The sequence below is a fragment of the Rhodospirillales bacterium genome (assembly GCA_016699855.1).
Lineage (GTDB): Bacteria > Pseudomonadota > Alphaproteobacteria > Reyranellales > Reyranellaceae.
In genome coordinates this window covers 1,744,195-1,771,092 of record CP064988.1, presented here as the reverse complement: position 1 = coordinate 1,771,092, position 26,898 = coordinate 1,744,195, and the positions used below count along the sequence as shown (strand labels likewise).

Below are 26,898 nucleotides of genomic sequence, written 5' to 3'. Positions count from 1 at the left end.
CGCGCCGGCCGCGCGACGGCGATCCGGGACATCAGCGCATGTTCGGTTGGTTCCGCGCCTCTCCACAGCCGACGCCGTCCACGGCGCGCGCGCCCGACGGCCGCGTCGTCTACGCCATCGGCGACATCCACGGCCGCGCCGACCTGCTGGAGCGGCTGCTGGCGCGCATCGTCGAGGACGCCGAGGAGACGGCCGGCGACGCCGCCCGCGTGCTGGTGTTCGTCGGCGACTACGTCGACCGCGGCATGGAATCGCGCCAGGTGCTGGAGCGGCTGGTCGCCGGCGTGCCCGACGGCTTCGAGCCGGTGTTCCTGCTCGGCAACCACGAGGAGGCGTTCCTCGGCTTCCTCGATGGCGGCGTGGTGGCGTTCGACTGGTTCCGCTTCGGCGGGTTGGAGACGCTCTATTCCTACGGCGTCGGCGTGCCGCGGCCGCCGGTCGATCCCGAGGACGTCGACGCCATCCGCGCGCGGCTGGTCGCCGCCGTGCCGCCCGAGCACGTCGCCTTCATGCGCGCCTGCAAGCTGACCCACAGCGAGGGCGACTACCTGTTCGCGCACGCCGGCATCCGGCCGGGCGTGCCGCTCGACAAGCAGGACCCCGACGACCTGCTGTGGATCCGCGACGAGTTCCTGCACTCGCGCGATCCCCATGGCGGGCGCGTCGTGGTGCACGGCCACACCGTCACCGACGAGCCGGAGGTGCGCTTCAACCGCATCGGCATCGACACCGGCGCCTATGTCAGCGGCCATCTGACCTGCGTCGTCCTGTCCGGCGCCGACCGGCGCTTCATCGCGACGTGACCGCCGTGCCCACGCGCCACGCGCGCCGGACGCGTCGACACGGGCCGCCTTGGGCGGGTGCGGTACGTGGCCGAGGCCGGCGCCCCCTCACCCTGCCTCTGCCCCGGTGGGGGAGAGGAGAAAGAGGCTTGGGAACGGCGACCGGAGCGCCGCCGCCTTCATGTTCCTCTCCCCCATCGGGGGAGAGGCCAGGTGAGGGGGCGTCGCGACGCCAATTGCGATGGCCCTGCCATGAGCGGTGACGCCGCCGACGAAACGACGGCCGAGGCCGCGCCGCCGCCCAAGCCGAAGCGTCCGTCGTCGCGCGCGCGCCGCCGGATGGCCGTCGTCGGGTTGATCCTCGGCGCCGCCATCGTCGCGCTGGGCCTGCCGCGCACCGTCGCGGCGTGGCGCGCGATGGGCGCCGAGCCGGCGCTCTCGGCGCTGGCCGCGCGCAGGACGCCGTCCGCCGCCGAGCTGGCCGCCGGCGAGGCGGCGCTGCGCGGCGCGCTGGCGTGGAACGAGTCCGGCCGCCGGCGCGGCGATCTGGCGCTGCTACTGATGGCCCGCGCCGAGTCGCGCGGCGCGGACACGGCCGCGCGTCGCGCCGATCTCGACGAGGCCGAGGCGCTGCTGCTGGCGGCGCTGCCGCTGTCGCCTGGCAACGGCTACGGCTGGTTCCGGCTGGCCGCCGTGCGCGAGGCGCGCGACGGACCCGGCCGCGCGGTGGCGGCGGCGCTGGCGATGTCGCTCGACGTCGCGCCCAACGCGCGCCGCATGTGGCTGCCGCGGCTGGAGATGATCCTGCGCAACTGGCGCCATTTCCGGCCCGACGAGCTCGCCGTCGCGCGCCGCCAGATCAGGACGGTGTGGCGCGGCACGCCGTGGCCGGGCGAGGAGGTGCTGCCCGCCATCGACCGCAACGACGGCCGCGTGCTCGCGCTGTGGTCGCTGGCCGACGACCCCGAGGCGACGGCGGCGTTCGTGCGTCTCGCCAACGAGAAGGACAAGGCCGCGGCGCCGCGATAGGCGGGGGCGTTAGGCGCGGTCGTTAGGCGGGCGCGCTCCGGGTGGGACCCGTCCCTCCTGTCATCCCGAGCGCCGCGAGGGATCCAGTGGCGGCGCCTGGATCCCTCGCGGCGCTCTGGATGACAGGTGGAATCGCATTCCCTCTCACCGTCATGCCGAGCGCAGCGAGGAATCTTTCCGCCGCCTCAAGATCCCTCGCTGCGCTCGGGATGACGGTGAGTATCGCGCGCCGTCTTCTTCTCCGCCGCGCAGCGGGGAGAGGGCATAGCGGTGCTGTCGCGCGTCTTCTCCCTCTCCCCCGCTGCGCGGCGGAGAGGGCATCGAGCGCGACGTTGACTCCACGCGCGACCGGGAGGGCGTTTGAGATGGCGTCCGCTCCCTCACCGTCATTCCGAGCGTAGCGAGGAATCTTTCGACCGCTGAAGGATTCCTCGCTGCGCTCGGAATGACGGAGAACGTCGCGCGCGTCTTCCCGCTCTCCGGCGCGTAGCGGCGGCGCGGACGCGCCCTACGCCTCCGTCAGCCGGCTGCTCCAGCTCTGCGCCACCCCCATGCCGAGCAGGGCGGCGAACACCACGGCGATGCCGGGGATCTGCAGGCCGAAATCGACCACGGCGTGCAGGCCCGTCAGCACGCCGGCGGCCACCGCCAGCAGCGCGAAGTGCTGGTCGCGCCGCCGCGTCCAGGCGCCGTGGACGCAGCGCAGGACCGGCGCCGCCACCATCAAGGTCAGGACGACCGCCATCGGCACGCCGAGATCGATGGCGTTCTCGAGATGGACGCTGTGCGCCTTCTCGAACGGGATCGGCTGGTCCACGCCCTGGAACAGCGGGAACACGTGGATGTAGGTCCCGAAACCCCAGCCGGTCCACGGCGCCGCCGCCAGCGCCGCCGACGCCTCGCGGTAGAGCCGCGCGCGCGCCTCGAACGCCGTCTCGAGATACGCCGCGTCGAGCGCCGCGAACAGCCGGTCGCCGACCAGCGCCAGGCACAGCGCCACCGTCGCCAGCACCGCGACAGACACCGCGACGGCCGTGGTCCGGCTCTGGCGGCGGATCGCGAGCGCGCCCGCGACCACGACGAAGGCCGCGACCACGGTGGCGGCGAGGCCGGCGCGCGAGCCGGTCATCAGCAGCGTGCCGAAAGTGAGGGTGGCCGCGAACAGCCACGGCGCGCCCGCGCCGATGGCGTGGTCGAGCGCCGCGCGCACCGCCAGCCGCCGCGACGACGCCTCGTCGAGCCGGCCCAGCAGCCGCGGCAGGAAGCCGGCCAGCGCCGCGGTGAATCCCAGCCCGGCGTAGGTCGCGTAGTTGTCGGCGTTGATGAACACCGCCGACAGCCGCCGGACATGCGCGAACGGGCGCTCGTACCACAGCGCGAAGCGCGAGCCGGTGGCGAACTCGTTGAGCAGCCCGTAGAGCGCGTAGCCCGCCGCCGCCGCGACCGCGACCCGCAAGGTGCGGCGCGCGTCGGCCGGATCGCGGCACACGCCCAGCGCCAGCCAGAACATGCCGGCGTAGGTCAGCAGACGCATCAGCGCCGCCTGCGTCAGCTCGGGATCGATCGACACGCGCCCGGCCGGCGCCGCGCCCAGCGCCTCGCCGGCGGCGCCGTAGAGCCCGCTATGCCAGCCCGACGGCGTCCACGCGACGGTCTGCGCCAGCGCCCACGCCGACACCACCAGCAGGCACGCGATCGGCAGCCACAGACGGCGCGGATCGAGCGCCGGCGCGCCGTCGTCGCCGCGCCACGCCGCCGCGGCGCGCGCGACCAGCAGCAGGCCGACCACGACCGCCAGCGGGCTCCACGCCCAGTCGCGATTGGACCCCAGCGGCAGCGGCGCCAGCGCCAGCACCGCCCAGAACCCGTACCGCGAGACCGTCTCGAGCCTGTGCACCGGGGTTGGTTCTCCTTGGTTGATCGGGCGTCGACTATAGCAGCGGGGCCTTGGGGGGCCTTGGGGTCAGGCCTGCAAAACGGCATTTTTCGGCGCGGCCGGTTCGGGAAATTTGCCGTTTTGCAGGCCTGACCCCGTCAGAGGCCTGACCCCGTCACCGCTGCTGCTTCTCATCCATCGCTGCGCTCGTCGGTCGTCATGCCTTTTCGGGGAAGAGGCCGGGCATCCAGCGTCCGGCCAGCGCCGCCGGGAAGGCGAGGCGCAGCGGGGCGCGCGACGTCTCCGCCACGAGCACATCGCGCGCCGTCAGGGCGGCCACCACTCTGCGGGCCTGGCGCTCGCCGGTCCCGACGATGCCGGCGACATCCGCGCGAGGCAGCGCGCCGCGATACAGGACGGCCTCCAGAATCGCGCCCGATCTCGGAGGGAGCGCGTTGAGCCGCGTTTGCTCCTCGGCCCACAGGAGGATGCGCGTCCGCAGTTGATCCGGCCGCATGAGCCCCTCCATGAACGTCACCTGGTCGATGCACGTCTCGAGGAAGTAGCGCGTGAAATCGACGAGCGCCTCCTCGCTGAGCGACCCCCGCCCGTCCAGATCGTTGCGGCGGGGCAGGTCGCAGTTGGCGAGACGCGCCTTGTAGGTCCGCACGCTGCGCGCCAGCCCGCGGGCGACCGACCACACGGCGCCGGTATCCAGCGTCTCGAGCAGCATGGCGTGCGACATCAGGCGGGCGACGCGGCCGTTGCCGTCGATGAACGGGTGGATCCACACGAGCCGGTGATGCGCCGCCGCCGTCGCGATGATGGAGTCCGTCCTGCCGACGGCGCCGTACGCCCGGCCGAAGCGTTCAAGGAAACGCCCGACCGCGCCGGGGCTGACCGCCACGTGCGCGCCGACTTCCACATCCCGTTTCCGCAACGCTCCCGGCACGACGCGGATGCGTTCGCCGGTCGCGGGATGGTCGACCCGGAGCAGTTCGTCGGGCAGCGATCCGCAGAACCGGCGGTGGATCTCGCACAGGCCGTCCGCCGTGACGGCGCGGCCGGCGAGCCCGCCGCCGTCGATCCATCGCTGCACGGTGATGTGCGCCTTGGCTTCAAGCTGGAGATCGCGCTTGCGCGGCTCGGCGCTGTAGTCGTTCTTGAGAGCCCGTTCGATATCGACGGGGTGCGTATCGTGTCCTTCGATCAGGTTGCTGTAGTAGCAGTTCATCGCCCGGACGAGATCGGCGAGGGACGTCAGAAGGCTCTCGGGAAGGCTGCGGCGGAAACCGGCGGCCCTTTGGGCCAGCTCCAGCGCGAGGTCGTTCAGGCTCGTCCGATGGCGCGAGCCGTCGGTGATGAGCATCGGCTCCATGAGGGAGATATGCTCTCCGCGATCCGCCGCTACGATGTCCGCTTCGGTGTCCGGTATGTCTGAGCTCATAATGTAATACTATCATGGCGCTAGAAGCCTTGAAACCCGCGGAACGACCGATTGCAAGTCCGGTTCAAAGTCCGCTTCGACCGTCCGGGTGCCTGCGGGGGCAGGCCTGCAAAGCGGCAATTTTCGGCGCCGCCGGTTCGGAAGATCTGCCGTTTTGCAGGCCTGACCCCAACGAAACGGCATTTTTCGGCGCCGCCGGTTCGGAAAATCTGCCGTTTTGCAGGCCTGACCCCAACGCGGTGGCGATGAGCGCGGCGCTTGCGGCGGCGTAGCGGGCGGCGAGCGCGGGATCGGCGGCCAGCGCGGCGCGGAAGCGCGCGACGGCGCGGCCCAGCGCCGAGGCGTCGCGGTCGAGCTCACGTGCCATCTCCGCCAGCGAGGCGACGCGTAGATCGAGCGCCAGCGCGGTGGCGGCGCCGCGCAGGCGGGCGGCGGCGTGGCCGCGCTCGGTGATGACGGGCGGTTCCTCGATGGTCGATGTCGTCAGAATAGGTGCCGCGTCGTCGCCGGTGGTCGACTCACCGGCGCCGGCCGCGTCATCCCGCCCGTCGCCAAGCGCGTCGAACAGATCGGCCGGTGCCGATTCGGAATCTGCCGTTTTGCAGGCCTGACCCCACGGCGGCGGGGCGCACGGGGGTGCGAGGAGAGCGCGGGCGGCGGCGAGAAGGGCGGCGGGCGATGGCGGTGGCGGCGCCAGGCCAAGGCGCTGGCGACGGGCGCCGCGCGGGGGCGGGCGGAAGGGGACCGGCTCGGCGGCGCCGACGAACCATGGCGCGGTGTCGAGGTCGCGGGTACGACGCGGTGGCGGCTCGGGGCCGAGGACGCGGTCGCCGGCCTCGAAGGCCTCGGCGTAGAGCGTCCACGTGTCGCCGTCGATATCGCGCGCGGACGTCGCGTCGTCGGCGTCGTGCGCGAACTCCGCGCCGGCGGCGGGATCATCGGACCCGTCGGCGACCCACGCGGCCATGCGGCGGCGCGCCAGCGTCGGGTCGGCGGCCAGCCGCGCGAGGATCGGCGCGGTGGTCAGCCAGGGCGGCGCGGGGCGGCGGCCGAGATAGGCGGCGTGGCTCGACCACCGCCAGTCGGCGGCGTCGGCCACCAGCCCGGCGGCCACCGGGTTGCGGTGGATGTAGCGCACCAGCGCCAGCAGATAGCTTTCGTCGGCCACCAGCAGGGCGCGGTAGCGGCCCTGGAACAGATGGCCGATGCGCGCGCCGCGGCGGTTGAGGCGCCGCGCGTGTCGGAAGGCGAGGTTCTGGACGATGGGCGCCAGCGGCGTGGCGCCGACCTGCACGCAGAGATGCAGGTGGTTGGTCATCCAGCAATAGGCGTGCAGGCGGTGGCCGTGGCGCTCGACGCCCTCGGCCAGCAGCCGCTCCAGCGCGCGGCGGTCGGAATCGTCGGCGAACACCGCCTGCCCGCCGTTGCCGCGCAGCATCACGTGGTAGAACGCGCCGTCGATGTGGATGCGCCGCCGCCGCGCCATGCCGCCCTCCCGTCCGATGGCGGCCAGTGTGCGCGGGAATGACTATCTTTCAACACACGAATTACGTGCGGCACCCCGATTTGGGGTCAGGCCTGCAAAACGGCATTTTTCATTCGCGCGGCGGCCGGAAAAATTTGCCGTTTTGCAGGCCTGACCCCGTCACACTGCGACTTCTCAAATAGGTAAGAGCAATTCCGCCCGCAATGGTGGCTTGGCCCAAGTAGTCGACATGCAGGACAGCGGGGTTTCCTTCAAATCTACCAAAGCGCTGTCTCGCGATCTCGGCAAGAGTTCGTATGTCAAACTGAGACATGACGGCATCCCTTGGGTTTCTTTGGCGATGAACAATCGCGCATGTAGTTAATAGAGGAACTGACAGGTTTGAACGATTCCGGTAGTATTTAGGCCTGTGGACGCCTCACCTATGATCAATAGTGTGACGTGGATGTTTTCGAACAGGCCGGCCTTCGCCGAACCGTCGATAAGCTTCTCCGCCGCGCGTTCTGCATTTTCATCGGCAGCCCGTCCCGTAATGCCCACGGCATAGAGCTGGCCACCCAACCGAAAGATGGTCCTATGGGATAAATGGCGATCATGGTCTATGCGATTTGGTATGACCGGCGCACGATTCGTAGACCTAGATAGAGAAGGCAAATAAAATTCGTCTATCTTGCAGCTGTCCCTATCCATTATCCATCCAACCGCGTAGCTTTCGTCACAATCTCCAAAGCTCTCTGTAGCAACATCGAATGCACAGATGCGGTCGCCAAGGTAAGCAATATATTGGTTCGCTCTTCGGCGCGAATCTCCGGCGGAGCTTAGGCGGTAAAGTACGTTTCCCCACGTGGTGGTCGTGATGGCTTCCTTTGATTCTCCATCGAGAAGCTCCGGGGGCGAATTCCTCATCGTTCCAAAGAAATTGGGAAGGCAGGATTGTTGGGCTGCGGTTACCTGCGGCGAGAAGATGTCTCTCACAGGTTCTCCGTCGAATTCCTCGATTCGCTCAAATTGTGACGCTAGAATCTTTTGGTGATTTAGGCACAAAGAAGATGGTTTGTCCGGGTGCCGTTCCTTGTGAAATTTGAATACGTGCGCAAGGAACACAGCCGTGGAGGGTACGGTGTTGCGCGCGCTTTCCCATAGTGGCAATTCCATACGAAACTGGGTTTCCCATTTTTCAGGGGCGATGCCGGTTAAAATATGAGCTTGCGGGCTTTGCATCGGCAATTCTTGACCGACAGCTCCAACGCCGAGCGCCATTGAAAGCGCTAGATGTAGTGAGCAGCTGAAAACAGTGAAGATTGCGGGCTTGATTGCAAGGGAACGTCGCGGAAACGGAATCCAACAACCTTTCATCTGGCCGATGTCAACTTTGGAGGAAGGTCGGTCGGTCTTCATCGCGGGTTAGCCTCCACTGCTGGTGGCACGTTTCGAAAGTTCGTATCGTTGAGTGCACAGTCGGAGTGCGCTCTGCCTATGGGCGATGACAATCACAGTTCGCCCCTTCACGATCTCCGCCATGTTGTCCTGCACGATGGCCTCGGTCTCCGCGTCCAGCGCGCTCGTCGCCTCGTCGAAGATCAGGATGCGCGGGTCCATCAGCAGCGCCCGCGCGATGGCGATTCGCTGCCGCTGGCCGCCGGACAGGTTCATCCCCCGCTCCTCGATCTGCGTGTCGTAGCCCTCCGGCATCTGGAGGATGAACTCGTGCGCGCCCGCCATGGTCGCGGCCTTGACGATCCGGTCCATCGACACCGTGCGGTCGGCCAGCGCGATGTTGTCCCGGACCGAGCGGTTGAACAGCACCGACTCCTGCGGCACCACGCCGACCTGCCGCCTCAGCCACGCCGGATCGATCAGCGCCAGGTCGACGCCGTCCACCAGCACCCGGCCCGATTCCGGCACGTAGAGCCGCTGAACGAGCTTGGCCAGCGTGCTCTTGCCCGAGCCCGAGGCGCCGGTGATGCCGATCACCTGTCCGGCGGGGATCTTCAGGGACAGCCGTCGCAGCACCTCCGGGCCGTCGGAGCGGTAGCGGAAGGTGACGGCGTCGAACTCGATGTCGCCGCGGATGGGCGGTAGCACGACCCGGCCGGCCTTGTAGGTCGGCTCCGTGGGGGTGTTGAGGATGTCGCCCAGCCGGTTGACCGAGATGCGGACCTGCTGGAAGTCCTGCCACATCTGGCTCAGCCGCAGGATCGGCTGGATCACGTGGTTGGCGAACATCGTGAAGGCGATGAACTGGCCCACCGTCAGCTCGCCGTCGATCACCGCGTGGGCGCGGGCGGCGCGGTGATGGGCGGAAGACGTTGCCGGGAGGGCGGAAGCGGACGACCGGGACAGGGCGGCCTCCGGAGCGGCGGTGGCTGCGGGAACGCTATCGGGCCGGCGACGCGGTCGCAAGGCGCGGGTGTGGCTCGTCCGTCAGCCCGAGCGCAGCGAGGCGCTTGGGGGTCAGGCCTGCAAAACGGCATTTTTCGGCGCGCGCGGTTCGGGAAAATTTGCCGTTTTGCAGGCCTGACCCCAAGGTGATGGCGATGATCGTGCGTGGCCGCGGCGCCGCGCCCCTCATCCGGCGCTACGCGCCACCTTCTCCCCCGCGGACGGGGGAGAAGGGAATCGTGTCGAACGTCGCCGCGCGCCGGAATCGCGTTTTTCTTCGACCCGACTCCGCCAGCCTCACAAGACGCGGCCACCGTCTTCCGCGGACGCGCACCGCGTCTCCGCAAGACGGTGTACCCGCCCGGACAAGACACGATACCCGTCTCACGACCACTGGCGCCGCGGACGCGCATCACACCCTCTTTCAAGACGGAGTCACCCGCCTGCAAGCGGGCACGCCCCGCGCGTCCGGAGTCGCCGCCACCGCGCCCACCGCCGTCGCGTCGCCGCGCCGCCGACCGTGTCAACCGCCGCCGAACGATACCGTTTCGTTAGCGCGCGCTCACGTTTCCCCCTTTTCACACCCCCTGCGTTCGCGCACTATGATAGCGAGGAACACCGTCGATCGCGCGCGGGGTCGCGCGCTGTCGCGGGCGCCGGGCGACCGGCGACGGGCACAGGGGAGTGGGCCGGGTCATGGGGACCAATAGCCGCGTCGTGTGGTCGGAGGGCATGTTCCTCCGCCCGCAGCACTTCCAGCAGCAGGCGCGCCATATCGACCGCATCCTGCACCAGCGGGTCGAGCCGGTGCGCTCGTTCGGATGGGGCGTGACCGCGTTCCAGATCGACAAGGCGGCGCTGAACATCGGCAAGTTCGGCATCTCCTCGGCCTCCGGCGTGCTCGACGACGGCACGCCGTTCGCGATTCCCGAGGACGTGCCGGCGCCGCCGCCGATCGACGTGCCGGAGACCACGCGCAACCAGCGCGTCTGCCTGGTGCTGCCGCTGGCGCGCCAGGGCCTGCCCGACACGGTGGTCGGCGAGCGCGACGAGGTCGCCGCCCGCTTCGCCGCCAGCGAGTACGACGCCGCCGACTCGGTGGTCGGCAGCGACATCGTGGCGCCGGTCTCGGTCGGCAAGCCCCGGCTGCGCTTCGCGATCGAGGGTTTCGGCGATCTCGGCGGTTTCAGCACGCTACCGATCGCGCGCATCATCGAGATGCGCGGCGACAGCAAGCAGGTGGTCGTCGACGACCAGTACATCCCGCCGGCGATGTCGATCGAGGCGTCGCCGCCTTTGACCTCGTTCGCCGTCGAGCTGCACGGGCTGCTGCACAACCGGGCCGAGGCGATCGCCGCGCGTCTGGCGCAGCCCAGCATGCGCGGGGCGGCCGAGATGACCAACCTGCTGCTGCTGCAGGTGGCCAACAAATACGCGCCGCTGGCGGCGCACATCGCGCAGACCCCGACGCCGCATCCGCAGGACTGGTACGGGCTGCTGGTGTCGATGGCGGGCGAGCTGGCGACCTTCACCTCGCAGCGCCGCCGGCCGGTCGAGTTCCCGAGCTACCGCCACGACGATCTGCAGAAGACCTTCGAGCCGGTGATCGCGGCGCTGCGCCAGGCGCTGTCGGCGGTGCTGGAGCAGGGCGCCGTGCAGATCCCGCTGCAGGAGCGCCGCTACGGCGTGCATGTCGGCGTCATCCAGGACAAGACCCTGCTGCGCACGGCGCCGTTCGTGCTGGCGGTGCGGGCCGAGATCACGCCCGACGCGCTGCGCCGGACCTTCCCGGCCAGCGTCAAGATCGGTCCGGTCGAGCAGATCGTGCAGCTCGTCAACGTGGCGCTGCCGGGCATCAAGCTGGCGCCGCTGCCGGTGGCGCCGCCGCAGCTGCCGTTCAACGCGAGCACCGTCTATTTCGAGCTCGACCGTTCGAGCGAGTTCTTCCGGGGCCTCGCGACATCGGGTGGCATCGCCATCCATGTCGGCGGCGAATGGCCCAAGCTGGCGATGGAACTCTGGGCCATCCGGCAGCAATCGTGACGCGACAATCGATCCGGGGAGGCGAGCATGGCCGGTAATCCCGACGATCCGTTCGGCGACCGCGGCGGCGGTGGTGGTGGCGGAGGCGACCGCACCATGGTGCGGCCCGGCGGCTTCAACCGGCCGACCTCGCCGCCGCCCGGACTCCAGCAGCCGCAGCCCGGCTATCCGCCGCAGCAGGCGGCCGGCTATCCGCCGCAGCAGGCCCCGTATCCGCCGCAGCAGGCGGCCGGCTATCCGCCGCAGCAGCAGCCCTATCCGCCGCAGGCGCCGGGCGAGCAGCCGCCGGGCTATCCGCCGCAGCAGGGCTACCCGCCGCAGGACCCCATGGCCCAGACGACGCCCGCCGGCTATCCGCCGCAGCAGGGCGCCTATCCGCCGCAGCAGGGTGGTTATCCACAGCAGCAACAGCCCGGCCCGGGCCGTCTGGCGGCGGCCGTGGCCGGCCGGCCCATCGGCGCGCCGATCGACAACGCCGACATGGCGCGCGGCACCGGCTCGCCGGTGGCCGCCGCCGCCGTGCCGCTGCTGGGTCTGGCGGCCCGCCTGCGCGCCATGACCGGGCAGGTCGACGTCAACGTGGTGCGCGAGAGCGTCTACCAGGACCTGCACGGCTTCGCGAAGGCCGGGCGCGAGGCGGGCGTGCAGCCCGAGATCCTGCGCGCCTCGCACTACGCGCTGGCCGCCACCATCGACGACGTGGTGATGAACACGCCGTGGGGCGCCCATAGCGGCTGGAACAAGCGCACCATGGTCAGCGCCTTCCACGGCGACGTCGAGGGGGGTGAGCGCTTCTACGCGTACCTGGAGCGCATGATGCAGGCTCCCACGGCCAACAGGCCCGCCTTGCAGCTCATGTACGACTGCATGTCTCTGGGGTTCCTCGGCCGCTACCGCCTCCGCCAGCGCGGCCCGGCCGAGCACGACATGGTGCGCGAGAAGGTGTGGCAGACGCTGCGCACGCTGGCCGGTCCGCTCGAGCGCGAGCTGTCGCCGGACTGGCGCGGCGTCGACGCGCCGGCGAAGGCGAACGAGCGTCGCATCCCGGCGTGGCTGGTCGCGACGCTGGCGGCGCTGCTGGCGTTCCTCCTGTTCGGCGCGTTCCTGATCGCGCTGTCGTCCAAGTCGGAATCCGCGGAGGGCCGGTTCAAGGCGCTGCTGACCCAGGTCGGCGTCCGACTGCCGGTGCCGAAGGGGCCCGACGTGCCGCCGCCGCCCGTGGTCGAGGAGGCGAAGCCGCCGCCGGAGCACTTCGCGATCTTCCTCGAGCCCGAGATCAAGGCCGGCAAGGTGACGGTCGACACCAAGGGCCGCGCCATGCGCATCACCATCAACTTCAGTGCCATGTTCCCGTCCGGCGAATCGACGCCCAGCGCCGAGCTCGAGCAGCTCCTGGTGCGCATCGGCCAGGAGCTCAAGACCAAGCAGGGCCAGGGCCAGGTGCTGGTGGTCGGCCACACCGACAGCGACCCGATCCGCACGCTGCGCTTCCCCAGCAACCAGGTGCTGTCGCAGTCGCGCGCCGAGAACGCGACCGCGATCATGGTCAAGGCCGCCGGCGCCAGCGAGCGCGAGCGCTTCAAGGTGCTGGGCAAGGCCGACACCGAGCCCGCCGCCGACAACAAGACCGAGGAAGGCAAGTCGCGCAACCGGCGCATCGAGGTCCTGTTGTTCCGTCCAGACCCGGCGGAAGCGCAGTAGCGCGCCGGATCGACCGAGGATCACCCGCATGAAAAGCGTCGGCCGGGCCCTTCTCAGTCCGTGGTGCCTCCATCCGCTCGGGGCGCTGATCCTGTCGTTGATCGTGTGGTTCGGCGGACCGCTGGTCTCGATCGGCGGCGGCGCGCCGCTCGACGGCTGGATCGCGCGCTCGATCGTCATCGCGGTCATCGTCGCGCTGTTCGCGCTGCTGCTGTTCCTGCACTGGCGTCGCACGCGCAAGGCCGACAAGGATCTGGTCGCCGGCATCGTCGCGGGCGGAGAGAAGGACGTCGCCGGCGAGGCGATCAGCGCCGAGCGCCAGCAGCTCGAGGAGCGCCTCAAGGCGGCGCTGACCGACCTGCGCAAATCGCTCGGCAAGGACGGGCAGAGCCTCTACGGCCTGCCCTGGTACACCATCATCGGCCCCCCCGGCGCCGGCAAGACCACGGCGCTGCTGAACTCCGGCCTGCGCTTCCCGCTGGCCGAGAAGCACGGCGCGCAGGCGCTGAAGGGCGTCGGCGGCACGCGCAACTGCGACTGGTGGTTCACCGAGAAGGCGGTGATCCTCGACACCGCCGGCCGCTACACGACGCAGGACAGCGACTCCAAGGTCGACCAGGCGGCGTGGGGCAACTTCCTCTCGCTGCTGCGCAAGACGCGCGAGCGCCAGCCGCTCAACGGCGTGCTGGTGGTGTTCGGCGTGCCCGACCTGCTCGGCATCACGCACGAGGAGCGCGTCTCCCACGCCCGCTCGGTGCGCACGCGCCTGCAGGAGCTGCAGGACGCCTTCGGCGTGACGCTGCCGATCTACCTCGTGCTGACCAAGCTCGACATGATCGCGGGCTTCGTCGAGTTCTTCGACGACCTCGACCGCGAGACGCGCGAGCAGGTGCTCGGCCTGACGATGCCGCTGCCGCCGCCGGCCGCCGGCGAATCGGTGCAGGGGCGGTTCTCGGCGCTGTTCGACCGCCTCGTCGAGCGCCAGCGCTCGCGGCTGCTCGACCGGCTCCAGAACGAGCGCGACCTGCAGCGCCGCACGCTGATCTACGGCTTTCCGACCCAGTTCGCCTCGCTCGGCCGCGTCGTCGACGAGGTGCTGGCCGAGGCGTTCAACGACACGCGCTACGCCTCGAAGCTGACGCTGCGCGGCGTGTACTTCACGTCGGCGACGCAGCAGGGCAGCCCGATCGACCGGCTGATGGGCGCGATCTCGTCCAAGTTCGGCATCCAGCAGCAGGCGCTGCCGCCGCAGGTCGGCCAGGGCCGCGGCTTCTTCCTGCGGCGCTTCTTCGACGACGTGGTGTTCAACGAGGCCGGTCTGGTCGGCTTCAACCCGGTGGTCGAGCGGCGCCGCAAGATGATCCGCGCCGCCGCCTACGCGGCGTCGGGCCTGTTCTTCCTCGCCGCCGCCGGCATCTGGACCTGGAGCTTCCTCGAGAACAGGGCGCTGGTAGAGAGCGTCGAGACCGGCGTCGCCGCGCTGACCAAGCGCATCGACGAGGCCGAGCGCCGCGGCTACAACGAGGCCAACGAGAAGGACCTCTTCCGCAACGTCAACCACGATCCGCGCGCCGAGCTGTCGTTGCTCAACGACCTGCGGCGCCTGCCCACGGGCTTCGACGCGCGCGCGGCCGGCAAGACCGAGGCGGTCGGCTTCGGCCTCGGGCAGACCGAGCGCTTCGCGCTGCAGACCGGCGAGCTCTACAAGCGCGGATTGCGCACGCTGCTGCTGCCCAGGCTGGCGATGCAGGCGCAGGGGCGCCTGGCGGCGCGCGTCAACGTGCGGCCGTCGAACGACGCGAACATCGAGGCGGGGACCAAGGAGTACATCTTCGAGGCGCTCAAGGCCTACCGTCTGCTGGGCGAGCCGGGCAGGATCACGCCCGACAACGCCAAGTTCCTCGCCAAGTGGTTCGACGACGATTTCGTCGCGTCGCAGGTCTCGCTGTCCGACCGCACCGAGCTCAAGGCGCACATCGAGGCGCTGGCGGCCGATCCGACCTGGGACAACCTCAAGCTCGACCCCGACCTCACGGGCCGCGCCCGCGCGCGCATCTCCGACCTCACGGTCGGCGCCCGCGCGCTCAAGCGGCTGGAGGGCCACGAGGCGCTGAAGAACCGCCCGGTCTGGCGCCTGCTCGACCATGTCGGCGCGCAGCGCACCGAGGCCGAGCGCGTCCTGGTCCGCCGCAGCAAGACCCAGTTGTCGGCCGACACGGTGCCCTACGCGGTGCCCTACCTCTACACCAAGAAGGGCTACTACGAGTTCTTCCTCAAGAACGTCGGCGAGGCGGTGGTGCGGGCCAGCACCGATTCCTGGGTGATCGGCACCGCGACCACGCTGACCGGCGGCCCGGCGCTGACGCAGGCGACCGAGGACACGACCAAGAGCTACATGGGCCGCTACATCATCCTGTGGAAGGGCATCCTCGAGGACGTGGCGCTGCCGCGGCTCACCGACCCGGAGCAGGCGGCCAAGTCGCTGTTCACCCTGTCGGGCGCCGATTCGCCGCTGCGCAATTTCTGGGAGGCGGTGGTGTCCGAGACGCAGCTCGGCACCGCGCCGAAGCTCGACCAGTCCACGGTCGCCGCCGGCGGCACCGCCGGCCAGCGCGTCGACCGCATCGTGTCCGGCATCGGCGCGATCGCCGTCGAGCTGACGCGCCTGCTGGGCGACGGCACCAAGGCGGGCGAGAGCGTCGACCGCGAGTTCTCGTGGCTGCACCGCTTCGTCGGCCCCTCGGGCGCGACCTCGTCGCAGATGTTCGACTTCCTGCGCGTGCTCGAGTCGCTGGCGCGCAAGGCCAGCGAGATGACCGGACCGACGGCCGCGCTTCCCGGCGCCAGCGGCGTCACCATGGCGCAGCTCGCGCAGGAGCTGCGCACGCAGTCCGGCCGCTTCCCGGGGCCGGTGCAGAGCCTCGCCAACGCGCTGGCCTCCGACAGCCGCGACGTCGGCCTCGAGAGCACCCGCCGCCAGCTCCAGGAGGCGTGGCAGCGCGACGTCGTCGTCTTCTGCCAGCAGCGCATCGCGCAGCGCTATCCGCTGAACCTCGGCGCCGGGCCGGCGCGCGACACCACGCTCGACGATTTCGCCGAGATGTTCGCCAAGGGCCAGCGCATCGACGGCTTCGTGCAGCGCTCGCTGCTGCCGTACCTCGACACCAGCACGGTGCCGTGGAAGTGGCGGGCCGACGCCACGCCGCTCCAGCTCTCGAACGCGGTGCCGCCGATGCTGTACCGGGCACAGGAGATCCGCGACTCGTTCTTCGGCCCCGGCGGCGCCGCGCTCGGCGTGACCTTCACGCTGCGGCCGACGGACGGCACCCGCAAGGGCGCCTCGCTCGAGATCGGCGGCGACGTCATGCAGCTCGAGCCGGGCGCCGGGCCGCGCAACATGCAGTGGCCGGCGGGCGCCGGCAGCGGCGCGCAGGTCGCGGGCGACGCCGGCAACCAGAATTTCGAGGGCCAGTGGGCGTTCCTGCGCGTGTTCCTGGGATCGGGCGCGGCCGGCGGCGGCAACCGCTGGCGGATGACGTTGTCGAACGGCGTCGCGCTCGACCTCGAGTTCCGCAACGCCAAGAATCCGCTGTCGGCGCGGCCGCACTACACGACGTTCCAGTGCCTGCCGCTATGAGTCCGGCCGCCGCCACGCCGCTCGCGACCGCGCCGCCGCCGGGGCGGACGGGCTTCTTCGGCAAGCTGCCGGGGCGCGGCGACTTCGTGCGGCGCGACCTGCCGAACGCCTTCGTCGAGGACTGGGACGCCTGGGTGCAGCGCGGCATGGCGGCGAGCCGCGCGGCGCTGGGCGCGGGCTGGCTGGACGTCTGGTTGTGCGCGCCGATCTGGCGGTTCGCGTTCGTCGCCGGCGTGTGCGGCCCGGACGCGTGGGCCGGCGTGCTCATGCCCAGCGTCGACCGCGCCGGCCGCTACTATCCGCTGACGCTCGCGAGCGCGGTGCCGCACGGCGCGCCGGTGGCGTCGCTGGTGGCGACCGACTGGATGGCCGCCGTCGAGGGCGTGGCGCTGGCGGCGCTCGACGAGAGCGTCGATTTCGACCGCTTCGGCGACGCGGTGACCGCGCTGCCGCCGCCGCCGTCGGCCCCGGCCGACGTCTGGGCCGGCGGCTGGCGCGCGCGCGCGACGCCGGGCGATCCGGCCGGCGGAGGCCTGGCGATGGCGGTCGCCGGCCTCGTGATGGCGGCGCCGCGCTGCGTGTTCGCGTCGCGCGGCGGCGGCCACGTGCCACCTTCGGCTTGGATTCTGCCGGGCCTGCCGCCGGCGGACGCGTTCATCGGGTTGATCGCCGACCAGTCGGCACCGCGCCCCGGCGCCACGCTGTTCGCCGCGCCGGCCGGACCGGCCGATCCGGGCGCGCCCGCGTGGGCTGCGCCGGCCGCCGCCGCGGCCGCCGCGGGTGCCGGCGCGGTCGTCATGGCGTCGTCGCCGCTCGGCATCCACGAGGCGCTGCTGACGCCAGACAACACCCTGGCCGCGCTGCCGGCCGAGACGCCCGGCGGCATGTTCGACCGGCTGCTCGAGGCCGACGCGCCATCAGCGCCCGGATCGCCGCCGGCGCCGCCCGCGTTGTTCGCGCTCGACCCGCCGCCCGCGCCCGGGACACCGCCACCAGGCGCGCTGTTCGCGCTCGACGCGCCACCGGCGCCGGGATCATCGCCGCCGGGCGCGCTGTTCGCGCTCGACGCACCATCCGCGGACGAAGCCCCGCCGGCCGTCGAGGCGCGCCTGCCGGCCGACGCGTTGCTTCCGATGGACGCGCTGATGCCGGCCGAGGCGCCGCGGTCCCTCGGCGCGACGCTGCCCGACGACGCGTTGCTCGACCCGGACTCCGCGTCGACGTCGCCGACCATCCGGATCACCGCCGATCCGCCGGCGGAGTTCGAGGCCGAGACCGATGGAGTGACGCGCCGGCCGCCGGCGTCGTCAACCTCCGCGCCGGCGGTCGCCGACGATCTGTTCGGTGATTCCGGCCATGACGTGCCGCCCGTGCCGACCGGCGGGCTGTTCGACCATGAAGATCGCGAGGACAACGCGGCATGAGCGACGAAGCGACCCGGACGCATTTCAGCGGCGTCCAGCCGGCCGACGGCGGGCCGGGCGGCGACGACGCCCTGCCGCCGGTGCTGCGCGGCGTCGGCAAGACGCATCCGGGCATGGTCCGCAAACAGAACGAGGACAATTTCCTGGAACGCCCGGAGGCCGGGCTCTGGATGGTCGCGGACGGCGTCGGCGGCGCGCATGCCGGGGACTGGGCGAGCGCGCAGATCGTCGAGGTGCTCAAGGATATCCCGCCCGGCGGCGGCGCGCCGGAGCTGCTGGCGCTGGCGGTGTCGCGGCTCGAGGAGGCGAACCGGCGCATGGTGAAGCGCGCCGAGGAGCGCGGCGGCGGCATGATCGCCAGCACCGTCGTGGTGCTGTTGGCGCGCGGCTGGCACTACACATGCGTGTGGGCCGGCGACAGCCGCTGCTACCTGCTTCGCGACAACGCGCTGACGCAGATCACGCACGACCACTCCGAGGTCCAGGAGTTGATCGACGCCGGCGCGCTGACGCCGGAGGAGGCCGAGCGCTACCCGCGTTCCAACGTGATCACCCGCGCGCTCGGCGTCGGCCTGCAGATCCAGTTCGACCGCGTCGCCGGCCGCCTGCGGCCGGGCGACCGCTTCGTGCTGTGCACCGACGGGCTGAGCAAGATGCTGAGCGACGCGGAGATCGCGACGCTGATGACCGATGGCGACTTCGCGGCGCTGCCCGGCTCGCTCGTGGCCGCGGCGCTGTCGGCCGGCGGCCACGACAACGTCACCGTCGTGACCGTCGCGTGCGACGCGGGCGACGGCGGACCCAGCATTCCGTGGCGCCCGCCGGCCGACGACGAGCCCAGTTGACGGCGACGGCGCGCGGCCGGCGCGCCGCTTGACACCGCCAGCGCGCGCCGGCAAGCCCTAGCGACCATCGCGCCGCGCGGGGCGCGGGCGATGGTGTCACGACCGCCGATCCCGGAGACGCAGCAGCATGGCCACCGTTTTCTTGGACTTCGAGAAGCCCGTCGCCGAGCTCGAAGGCAAGATCATGGAGCTGCGCCACCTCGGCGACGGCGACGGCGTCAACATCGCCGACGAGGTCGCGCGCCTCCAAGTCAAGGTCGACCGGCAGCTGCGCGCGACCTACGCGAAGCTGACGGCGTGGCAGCGGGTGCAGGTCGCCCGCCACCCCGAGCGGCCGCACGCGCTGAGCTACATCACGCGGCTGGTCGACGAGTTCACGCCGATGGCGGGCGACCGCGGCTTCGCCGAGGACGCGGCCTGCGTCGGCGGGCTGGGCCGTTTCCGCGGCCGGCCGGTCGTCGTCGTCGGCCAGGAGAAGGGCGACGACACCGAGAGCCGCCTCGAGCGCAATTTCGGCATGATGAAGCCCGAGGGCTACCGCAAGGCGCAGCGCCTGATGCGCCTGGCCGACCGCTTCGGCCTGCCCATGCTGACCTTCGTCGACACCGCCGGCGCCTATCCCGGCGTCGACGCCGAGGAGCGCGGCCAGGGCGAGGCGATCGCCCGCGGCATCGAGACCTGCCTGTCGCTCGGCGTGCCGATGGTCAGCCTGGTGATCGGCGAGGGCGGCTCCGGCGGCGCCGTCGCCATCGCGACCGCGAACCGCGTGCTGATGATGGAGCACGCCGTCTACTCGGTGATCTCGCCGGAGGGCTGCGCCTCGATCCTGTGGCGGTCGAACGAGCAGGCGCAGGACGCCGCCGAGGCGATGCGCCTGACGTCGGAGGACCTGCGCAAGCTCGGCGTGTGCGACGCGATCGTGCCCGAGCCGCTCGGCGGCGCGCACCGCGATCCGGAGGCCGCCATCAAGTCGGCCGGCGACGCCATCGAGCGCGAGCTGGCGTCGCTCGCCGACATGGACGCCGCCGCCCTGCGCAAGGACCGGCGGGAGAAATTCCTCGCGATGGGGCAGAAAGGCCTCTGAGCGCGGCGGACGACGGGCCGGGGAACGAGCCTGGGAGTCTTGCGATGGATCCGAAACCCTACGTCATCGACGTCGTCGACATGAGCGGCGAAGGCGGGGCGCACTTCAAGGAGATGCTCAAGAACTACGGCGGCGGCGCGTCGGTCGAGTCCAAGATGATCGAGATTTACGCGATGTCGAACGCCGTCGCGCGGATGATCGACCTCGTCATGGCGGCGGCGGAGGGCCAGTACGGCAGCATCAAGATCCTCGGGCTCTGGGGCCACGGCCTGGTCGACGCGCGGCACGTGGGCGTCGGCGTCCACGCCGTCACCGGCGGCTGGTCCGGCGCGGATCACGGCTCCACCCTGTCCTACCGGACGCTGACGGCGCTCGGGCCGGCGCTGGGACGGTTGCGGGGATACTTCGCGCCCGACGGCCGGTTCGAGATCCGCGGCTGCGGCGTGGCGCGCGGCGACGGCTTCGAGACGATGAAGCTGCTGGCCTACCAGTGGGACGTCGAGGTCCAGGGCGGCGAGGGCAACGGTCAGGGCCTCGACTGGGGTCCGCCGGTCTGGTCGGTCGCCCGCGGCGGCCGGACGGCCACCAAGATCGCCGGCAAGCCCTACGACCGTCGTCTCTGACGCGCCGCCGCGCGGATCAGCCTTCGCCCGGCGTCCGCGTGACAAGCGCCAGCGCGTGCAGGCCGGCGTCGAACTCGTCCTTCAGCAACCCGTAGACCAGGCGCTGCCGCGCGACGCGGCTCCTGCCCTCGAACGCCGCCGAGACGATCTCGACGCTGAAATGGCTCTCGCCGCCGGCGCGCGCGCCGGAATGGCCGGCGTGCTTCGACGAATCGTCGACGACGACGAGCGTCGTCGGCGCCAGCGCGGCGCGCAGCTTGCGGTCGATGGCGTCGGCGACGGCACCCATGGTCGATCCCCTCCGGTCGCGGCCCGCCATGGCTTGCCCGTGGCGCCGGCCGCGGGCATATATCTAGAATGCCCGGACGCCGACGCAAATCCGTTTCGCCCGTCGCCGGCGCGGCCGTCGCGGGGCGCGTCTGCGAGCGGCCGGGCTGCGCCGCCGCCGGCGAGTTCCGGGCGCCGAAGTCGCGCGCCCAGCTCAACCACTACCGCTGGTTCTGCCTCGAGCACGTGCGCGAGTACAATTCGAAGTGGGATTTCTACGCCGGCATGGACGCCGCCTCGATCGAGGCGCAGTTGCGCGCCGACCAGACGTGGCGGCGGCCGACCTGGCAGATGGGCGCGCGCAAGGCGGCCGCCGCGGCCAAGGATCCGTTCGAGATCCTGCTCGATCCCTACGACATCCTCGCCGACTCCGACATCCTCGCGGCGCGCCAGCGGCGCACGCCGGCGGCGCAGACCAACGGCCTCACGCCGTCGGAGCAGCAGGCGCTGTCGATCCTCGACCTCGGCTGGCCGCAGACCTTCGAGGCGGTGCGCGCGCGCTACAAAGAGCTGGCCAAGCGCCACCACCCCGACGCCAACGGCGGCAGCAAGGAGGCGGAGGAGCGGTTGAAGTTGATCAACCACGCCTACTCGACCTTGAAGCAGAGCCCGCATTTCACCGCCGAATAGCCGCGGGGTGGCGGATCGCGGCGTCCTCGGCCGGCCGGCAAAGCGTTGAAAAACAGGCGGAATCGGCGTCGCGCCAGCCCTGCGCGGGGCGCACGCCGCGTCGGCGTTTCGGCCCTTGCCGGGGGCAGGCCGGCCTGCCATCCTCCGCCGCCCTTCGACCGAGACGCGGTCGAACTCGTCCTCCTTTTGGAAAAGTGTGATGACGTCCGTTTCCGGTCTGCCCGACACCAAGGTCTCCGTCCGCGAGCAATTCGGCATCGACAGCGACATGACGGTCCCGGCCTTCAGCAAGCCGACCGAGCACACGCCTCCGGTCGATCCCGACTACCTGTTCGACCACGACACGACGCTGGCGATCCTCGCCGGCTTCGCGCACAACCGCCGCGTCATGATCCAGGGCTACCACGGCACCGGCAAGTCGACGCACATCGAGCAGGTGGCGGCGCGCCTCAACTGGCCGTGCATCCGCATCAACCTCGACAGCCACGTCAGCCGCATCGACCTGATCGGCAAGGACGCGATCGTGCTGAAGGACGGCAAGCAGGTCACCGAGTACAAGGAGGGCATCCTCCCCTGGGCGCTCCAGAACGCCTGCGCCCTGGTGTTCGACGAGTACGACGCCGGCCGCGCCGACGTGATGTTCGTGATCCAGCGCGTGCTCGAGGTCGAGGGCAAGCTGACCCTGCTCGACCAGAACAAGGTGATCCACCCGCATCCGGCGTTCCGCCTGTTCTCGACCGCCAACACGGTCGGCCTCGGCGACACGACCGGCCTCTACCACGGCACCCAGCAGATCAACCAGGGACAGATGGACCGCTGGTCGATCGTCACCGTGCTGAACTACCTGCCGCACGACCAGGAGGTCGGCATCGTGCTGGCCAAGTCGAAGCCCTACGACACCGAGGCGGGCCGCAAGACCGTCAGCAACATGGTGGCGCTGGCCGACCTGACGCGCGCCGGCTTCATCGCCGGCGACATCTCGACCGTGATGTCGCCCCGCACCGTCATCACCTGGGCGCAGAACGCGCAGATCTTCGGCGATGTCGGCTTCGCCTTCCGCCTGACCTTCCTCAACAAGTGCGACGAGGTCGAGCGCACCACCGTGGCCGAGTACTACCAGCGCTGCTTCGGCAAGGAGCTGCCGATGGGCCACGGCAAGGCCAAGCTGCACTGAGCCGATAGGGGACGACGGTGGCCGGCAAGGACACCACGCCGCTCGAGGAGTTCCGGCGTCTGACGGCCGCGGCCATGCGCGCGGTGTCGCGCAAGGACGTCAACGTGACGTTCGTGCCCGACGGCGGCACGCTGATGGGCAACGAGGCGCGCGTCACCGTGCCGGCGCGCGACCTGCCGGCCGACGACGTCGCGCGCGCGCGCGGCGAATCCGACTCGATGGCGCTGAAGCTGCGCTACCACGACCGCCGCGCGCATCTGCGCCGCATGCCGTCGGGCGAGGCGGCGCGCGCTGTCTACGACGTGGTCGAGCAGGTCCGCGTCGAGTCGATCGGCGCGCGGCGCATGCCCGGCGTCGCCGGCAACATCGACGCGCTGTGGACGGAGCGCTGCGAGCAGCGCGGCTACCGCCGCCTGCGCAACAAGGACGACGCGCCGCTGGCCGACGTGGTCGGGCTTCTGGTGCGCGAGCGCCTGCTGGGCGTGGCGCCGCCGGAGGCGGCGCGCGAGATGGTCGACCAGTGGCGCCCGGAGATCGAGGCCGCCGCCGGCAAGGACCTCGACAAGCTGTCGGAGACGATCAACAGCCAGGACCAGTTCGCCCGCGCCCTGCGCCGGCTGATCAAGGACCTGCGGCTGGGCGACGACGCCTCGGACCTCGACGACGAGAACCAGGACGATTCCGACCAGTCCGAGAACCCCGACGGCGAGTCCAACGAGTCCGGAGAGGACGGCCAGGACTCGACCGAGACGCACGGCTACGGCGCCTCGGGCGAGGAGACCGACGAGACCTCCGAGCAGGACGACGCGTCGGAGACGGTCGCCGACCAGGCCCAGACCGAGATGCAGATGGGCTCCGGCGACGAGGAGGAGCCGGGACGCTCGGAACGCCCGTGGCTGCCGCCGGGCGCGCTGAGCAACGAGCCGCGCGGCCAGCAGTACCATCCCTACACCAACAAGTTCGACGAGATCGTCGACGCCGTGGACCTGTGCGACGCCGACGAGCTGGCGCGGCTGCGCCAGCATCTCGACCAGCAGCTCTCGCACCTCTCCGGCGTCATCGGCCGCCTCGCCAACCGTCTGCAGCGCAAGCTGATGGCGCAGCAGAACCGGTCGTGGGAGTTCGACCTCGACGAGGGCTGGCTCGACGGCGCGCGCCTGGCGCGCGTGGTCGCCAACCCGACCCAGCCGCTGTCGTTCAAGCTGGAGAAGGACACCACCTTCCGCGACACCGTCGTGACGCTGCTGATCGACAATTCCGGCTCGATGCGCGGCCGGCCGATCACGGTGGCGGCGATGAGCGCCGACATCCTCGCGCGCACGCTCGAGCGCTGCGGCGTGAAGGTCGAGATCCTGGGCTTCACGACGCGCGCCTGGAAGGGCGGGCAGAGCCGCGAGCAGTGGCTGGCCGCCGGCAAGCCGGCCAACCCCGGCCGCCTCAACGACCTGCGCCACATCATCTACAAGACCGCCGACTCGCCGTGGCGCCGCGCCCGCAAGAACCTCGGCCTGATGCTGCGTGAGGGCATACTCAAGGAGAACATCGACGGCGAGGCGCTGCTGTGGGCGCACGAGCGCCTGCTGCCGCGCACCGAGGACCGCAAGATCCTGATGGTGATCTCCGACGGCGCGCCGGTCGACGACTCGACGCTGTCGGTGAACCCCGGCAACTACCTCGAGCGCCATCTGCGCGACGTGATCGACTGGATCGAGTCGCGCTCGCCGGTCGAGCTGGTGGCCATCGGCATCGGCCACGACGTCACGCGCTACTACCGACGCGCCGTCACCATCGTCGACGCCGACCAGCTCGGCGGCACGATGATGGAGCAGCTCGCCTCGCTGTTCGACGAGGACGAGAACGCCCGCGCCGCCGAGGAGCTGCGCAAGGCCGGGCGCAAGATCAGCGCCGCGATGATCGGCGCCAAGGGCCGCAAGCGCGCCTAGGCGCCGGCCGGACGCCTTGCCGCGACGCGCTGCACGACGGCGGGCCGCGGCATGGCGACTTCCAGCGCCTCGTAGGCGACCACCGACAGGCCGCCCGCGCGCGCCACGTCGAGCAGTTCGCCGTCGCGGAGCAGGAAATCCGGGTTGCGCGGCCGGCCGTGGCGCTCGTTGCCGACCATGAAGGTTTCGTGGAGAAACGCACCGCCCGGCGCCACCGCCGCCAGCAGCGCCGGGAACAGCGGCCGGTGCAGGTAGTTGGCGACGACGACCGCGTCGAACGTTTCGCCGGCGAACGGCCACGGCGCCCCGGCTTCGAGTTCCGCCTCGACCACCCGGACGGCCGGCTCGCAGCCGGCGACGCGGGCGCGCAGCGCCGCCGCGTCGCGGTCGACCGCGCTGACCGCGAGTCCATGCGCCGAGAGCAGAAGCGTGTGGCGGCCGCCGCCGGCCGCGACATCCAGCGCGGTGCCGCCGGGCCGGCACAGGCCGATCCAGCGCTGGATCCAGGGCGACGGCGGCGTTTCCAAGGTCATCGGATCGGGCACCCTGCGGGCGGCGGCGCGACGCCGCTTGTCAAACGGCGCGGCATCGCCCATCTCTATTGGCACTCCGGCGCGTCGAGTGCCATCCATTCGCGGCGAAATCCGTCACAACGATGATCAAGTACAGCCTGCGTTGCGCCAAGAGCCACGAGTTCGAGGGCTGGTTCAAGGACAGCGACACCTACGAGCGCCAGGAGAAGCGCGGGCTTCTGGAATGCCCGGCCTGTGGCACGACCAAGGTCGAGCGCGCGCTGATGGCGCCGAACCTGCCGACCAAGGGCAACGCCCGCAAGCCGCGCCGCGCCGCGCCGGTTCCCGCGCCCGCCGACGGGCCGGCCGAAGGACAGCCGCAGGCCGCCGCGATGGCGCCGAACATGCCGCCGGAGCTGCGCAAGGCGCTGCTGGAGCTGCGCGGCCAGGTCGAGAAGAACTGCGACTACGTCGGCGACAAGTTCGCCGAGGAGGCGCGCAAGATCCACTACGGCGAGACCGACAAGCGCGGCATCTACGGCGAGACGTCCGATTCCGAGGCCGCGGCGCTGGCCGACGAGGGCATCGAGTTCGGCCGCCTGCCCTGGGTCAACAAGGGCAACTAGGCCGCGTTCCCCGTTCGAGCGCTCCAATTGTCATCCCGAGCGCGGCGAGCGATCCACGCAGCGCCCTTGGATCCCTCGCCGCGCTCGGGATGACGGTGGAGATGGTGTGACGCGGCACCTCCGCTCGACGCGGAGGCGCTCCCATGATCGGACGCCGCCGCCTCAGCCGTGCGGCACGAGGATCTGGCGCACGGTGGCGACGGATTGCAGCCGGTCGAAGCCCTCGTTGATCTCGTCGAAACCGACGCGGCGGCTGACCATCCGGTCGACCGGCAGGCGGCCCTGCTGGTAGAGCGCGATGAAGCGCGGGATGTCGCGCACCGGCACGCAGCTGCCCATGTAGCTGCCCTTGATCGTCTTCTCCTCGCTCACCAGCCCGCTCTGCTTGAAGGCGAAATCGGCCGAGATCGGCGACAGCCCGGCCGACACCGTGGTGCCGCCCCAGCGAGTCGCCAGGTACGCCGTCTCCATCGCCTTGATCGTGCCCGCGAAGTCGAACGCGTAGTCGACGCCGCCGCTGGTGATGTCGTGGATCTGCTTGATGTGGTCGGCGTCGCGCGCGTTGACGGTGTGGGTGGCGCCGAGCTGGCGCGCCAGGCCGAGCTTGTCCTCCGCCAGGTCGACGGCGACGATCTGCCCGGCGCCGGCGAGCACGGCGCCCAGCAGACCGCTGAGACCGACGCCGCCGAGGCCGACCACGGCGACCGAGCTGCCCGGCCGGATCTGGGCGGTGTTGATCACGGCGCCGACGCCGGTCACGACGGCGCAGCCGAACAGCGCCGCGAGGTCGAGCGGCAGCGACTTGTCGATCACCACGACCGAGCCGCGGTCGACCACGGCGTACTCGGCGAAGCACGAGACGCCCGAGGCGTGGTTCACGCGCTCGCCGCCGCGGCGCAGGCGCGTGGCGCCGGACAGGAGCTGTCCCGCGGCGCGCGGCGAGATCGAGCGTTCGCAGATGTAGGGCCGGCCCTCGAGGCAGCGGCGGCAGCGGCCGCAGCTGACGTTGAAGGTGAAGCAGATGTGGTCGCCGACCTTGACGTCGTGCACGCCGGCGCCGACCTCGACGATCTCGCCGGAGCCCTCGTGGCCGGGCACCATCGGCACCGGCCGCGGCCGATCGCCGTTGATGATCGACAGGTCGGAGTGGCACAGGCCCGCGCCGCCGACCTTGACCAGCACCTCGCCCTCGCCGGGCGGATCGAGGTCGATCTCCTCGATGCTCAGCGGCCGGCTCTTGGCGAAGGGCTGCGGTGCCGAGCAGGTCGTCAGGATGGCGGCGCGCATCTTCATCTCGGGTCCCCCTCGGCGTTTCGTCGCCGGCACT

20 protein-coding genes and 1 pseudogene are annotated in these 26,898 nt (G+C 71.0%); 13 read left to right on the top strand and 8 right to left on the bottom strand.

What is annotated here, in order from left to right:
- Window positions 1–38: 38 nt before the first annotated feature.
- Both IPK81_08265 and IPK81_08260 read left to right on the top strand, forming a co-directional pair.
- On the top strand, window positions 39–803 hold the full coding sequence (locus IPK81_08265) for a serine/threonine protein phosphatase (GenBank protein QQS14157.1): 765 nt from the start codon (window positions 39–41) through the stop codon (window positions 801–803).
- A gap of 231 nt (window positions 804–1,034) precedes the next feature.
- The gene (locus IPK81_08260; GenBank protein ID QQS14156.1) at window positions 1,035–1,811 is read left to right on the top strand and encodes a hypothetical protein; all 777 of its coding nucleotides are present in this window, start codon (window positions 1,035–1,037) and stop codon (window positions 1,809–1,811) included.
- 508 nt (window positions 1,812–2,319) lie between these two features.
- Here IPK81_08260 and IPK81_08255 read toward each other — a convergent pair.
- From IPK81_08255 to IPK81_08235, 5 genes are all read right to left on the bottom strand, one after another.
- Window positions 2,320–3,708 carry an O-antigen ligase family protein gene (locus IPK81_08255; protein QQS14155.1) on the bottom strand — a complete coding sequence of 463 codons (1,389 nt, stop codon included), beginning with the start codon at window positions 3,706–3,708 and terminating at the stop codon, window positions 2,320–2,322.
- Window positions 3,709–3,904: 196 nt separating this feature from the next.
- Entirely contained in the window at window positions 3,905–5,065 is a 1,161-nt protein-coding gene (locus IPK81_08250; protein ID QQS14154.1) for a Fic family protein, read from the bottom strand.
- A 133-nt stretch (window positions 5,066–5,198) separates the two neighbouring features.
- The gene (locus IPK81_08245; GenBank protein ID QQS14153.1) at window positions 5,199–6,620 is read right to left on the bottom strand and encodes a transposase; all 1,422 of its coding nucleotides are present in this window, start codon (window positions 6,618–6,620) and stop codon (window positions 5,199–5,201) included.
- A gap of 360 nt (window positions 6,621–6,980) precedes the next feature.
- Window positions 6,981–8,018, bottom strand: coding sequence for a hypothetical protein (locus IPK81_08240; protein ID QQS14152.1), 1,038 nt, complete (start codon window positions 8,016–8,018; stop codon window positions 6,981–6,983).
- 6 nt (window positions 8,019–8,024) lie between these two features.
- A complete protein-coding gene (locus IPK81_08235; GenBank protein QQS15009.1) occupies window positions 8,025–8,846 on the bottom strand; it encodes an ATP-binding cassette domain-containing protein in 822 nt (273 codons plus the stop codon).
- A gap of 852 nt (window positions 8,847–9,698) precedes the next feature.
- On the opposite strand from IPK81_08235, the gene tssK reads away from it, so the two are divergent.
- The 7 genes and pseudogenes from tssK to IPK81_08200 all read left to right on the top strand — a co-directional run bounded on the left by tssK (window position 9,699) and on the right by IPK81_08200 (window position 20,359).
- Window positions 9,699–11,045, top strand: coding sequence for a type VI secretion system baseplate subunit TssK (gene tssK / locus IPK81_08230; protein ID QQS14151.1), 1,347 nt, complete (start codon window positions 9,699–9,701; stop codon window positions 11,043–11,045).
- A gap of 27 nt (window positions 11,046–11,072) precedes the next feature.
- Complete coding sequence (locus IPK81_08225; GenBank protein QQS14150.1) at window positions 11,073–12,746, top strand: DotU family type IV/VI secretion system protein; 1,674 nt, start codon at window positions 11,073–11,075, stop codon at window positions 12,744–12,746.
- 28 nt (window positions 12,747–12,774) lie between these two features.
- Window positions 12,775–16,383 (top strand): type VI secretion system membrane subunit TssM, encoded by a 3,609-nt coding sequence (gene tssM, locus IPK81_08220; protein QQS14149.1) that lies wholly within the window; start codon window positions 12,775–12,777, stop codon window positions 16,381–16,383.
- Window positions 16,380–16,709, top strand: a pseudogene (gene tagF, locus IPK81_08215) (type VI secretion system-associated protein TagF). The gene tssM and the pseudogene tagF overlap by 4 nt, the downstream one beginning before the upstream one ends.
- A gap of 1,094 nt (window positions 16,710–17,803) precedes the next feature.
- Entirely contained in the window at window positions 17,804–18,652 is an 849-nt protein-coding gene (locus IPK81_08210) for a serine/threonine-protein phosphatase (protein QQS14148.1), read from the top strand.
- 127 nt (window positions 18,653–18,779) lie between these two features.
- Window positions 18,780–19,736: an acetyl-CoA carboxylase carboxyltransferase subunit alpha gene (locus IPK81_08205; protein QQS14147.1), complete on the top strand. Its 957-nt coding sequence runs from the start codon at window positions 18,780–18,782 to the stop codon at window positions 19,734–19,736.
- 44 nt (window positions 19,737–19,780) lie between these two features.
- Window positions 19,781–20,359 (top strand): hypothetical protein, encoded by a 579-nt coding sequence (locus IPK81_08200; GenBank protein QQS14146.1) that lies wholly within the window; start codon window positions 19,781–19,783, stop codon window positions 20,357–20,359.
- A 16-nt stretch (window positions 20,360–20,375) separates the two neighbouring features.
- Here IPK81_08200 and IPK81_08195 read toward each other — a convergent pair whose 3' ends face one another.
- A complete protein-coding gene (locus IPK81_08195) occupies window positions 20,376–20,648 on the bottom strand; it encodes a BolA family transcriptional regulator (protein ID QQS14145.1) in 273 nt (90 codons plus the stop codon).
- 68 nt (window positions 20,649–20,716) lie between these two features.
- Here IPK81_08195 and IPK81_08190 point away from each other — a divergent pair, with 68 nt between their 5' ends.
- The 3 genes from IPK81_08190 (at window position 20,717) to cobT (ending at window position 24,433) form a co-directional block, all read left to right on the top strand.
- Entirely contained in the window at window positions 20,717–21,316 is a 600-nt protein-coding gene (locus IPK81_08190) for a J domain-containing protein (GenBank protein QQS14144.1), read from the top strand.
- A 199-nt stretch (window positions 21,317–21,515) separates the two neighbouring features.
- Window positions 21,516–22,490: a cobaltochelatase subunit CobS gene (gene cobS / locus IPK81_08185; GenBank protein ID QQS14143.1), complete on the top strand. Its 975-nt coding sequence runs from the start codon at window positions 21,516–21,518 to the stop codon at window positions 22,488–22,490.
- A 17-nt stretch (window positions 22,491–22,507) separates the two neighbouring features.
- Window positions 22,508–24,433, top strand: a complete 1,926-nt coding sequence (gene cobT / locus IPK81_08180; protein QQS14142.1) for a cobaltochelatase subunit CobT — start codon at window positions 22,508–22,510, stop codon at window positions 24,431–24,433.
- Here the strand turns inward: cobT and IPK81_08175 are convergent.
- Window positions 24,430–24,966 carry a class I SAM-dependent methyltransferase gene (locus IPK81_08175; GenBank protein ID QQS15008.1) on the bottom strand — a complete coding sequence of 179 codons (537 nt, stop codon included), beginning with the start codon at window positions 24,964–24,966 and terminating at the stop codon, window positions 24,430–24,432. The genes cobT and IPK81_08175 overlap by 4 nt on opposite strands.
- A gap of 122 nt (window positions 24,967–25,088) precedes the next feature.
- On the opposite strand from IPK81_08175, the gene IPK81_08170 reads away from it, so the two are divergent.
- The gene (locus IPK81_08170; protein QQS14141.1) at window positions 25,089–25,571 is read left to right on the top strand and encodes a DUF1178 family protein; all 483 of its coding nucleotides are present in this window, start codon (window positions 25,089–25,091) and stop codon (window positions 25,569–25,571) included.
- 162 nt (window positions 25,572–25,733) lie between these two features.
- On the opposite strand, the gene IPK81_08165 is transcribed toward IPK81_08170, so the two are convergent.
- Window positions 25,734–26,864, bottom strand: a complete 1,131-nt coding sequence (locus IPK81_08165; protein QQS14140.1) for a zinc-dependent alcohol dehydrogenase family protein — start codon at window positions 26,862–26,864, stop codon at window positions 25,734–25,736.
- Between the last annotated feature and the right edge of the window lie 34 nt (window positions 26,865–26,898).